Annotated in this window: 1 pseudogene; it reads right to left on the bottom strand. The window is 54.7% G+C overall.

Going from position 1 to position 393, the window contains the following annotated elements:
- Positions 1-393 (bottom strand): annotated as a pseudogene (gene livK, locus F0Q32_RS26060) (high-affinity branched-chain amino acid ABC transporter substrate-binding protein LivK); the annotation flags it as partial.

The raw sequence follows: 393 nt of genomic DNA on the forward strand, positions 1-393 counted from the left end.
TAAACTGGGTTTTCAGGCCGACGGAACGCGCCTGGCGCAGCATTTGCCCCATTTCCGGGTAGTAGCCGCCGAAGTAAACGAAATCGATATTCTCTTTTTTCAGACGTGCGATCAGCGCCGAGAAATCTTTCTCACCCGCAGTAATACCGTCGAAGAAGACGATATTGGCTTTACCCGCTTTCAGACCATCCTGCACGGAACGCGCCAGGCCTTCACCGTATTGCTGTTTGTCGTGGATGATAGCGATACGCTGCGGTTTCACCTTCTCCAGAATATATTTCGCGGCGGTCGGACCCTGAGAGGAGTCGAGACCGGCGGTGCGCATGATGTGCTGATAGCCACGCTGCGTCAGTTCCGTGTTGGTTGCGCCCGGCGTGATCATCAGAATGCCTT

The sequence above is a fragment of the Pseudocitrobacter sp. 73 genome (assembly GCF_008369545.1).
Taxonomy (GTDB): domain Bacteria; phylum Pseudomonadota; class Gammaproteobacteria; order Enterobacterales; family Enterobacteriaceae; genus Pseudocitrobacter; species Pseudocitrobacter vendiensis.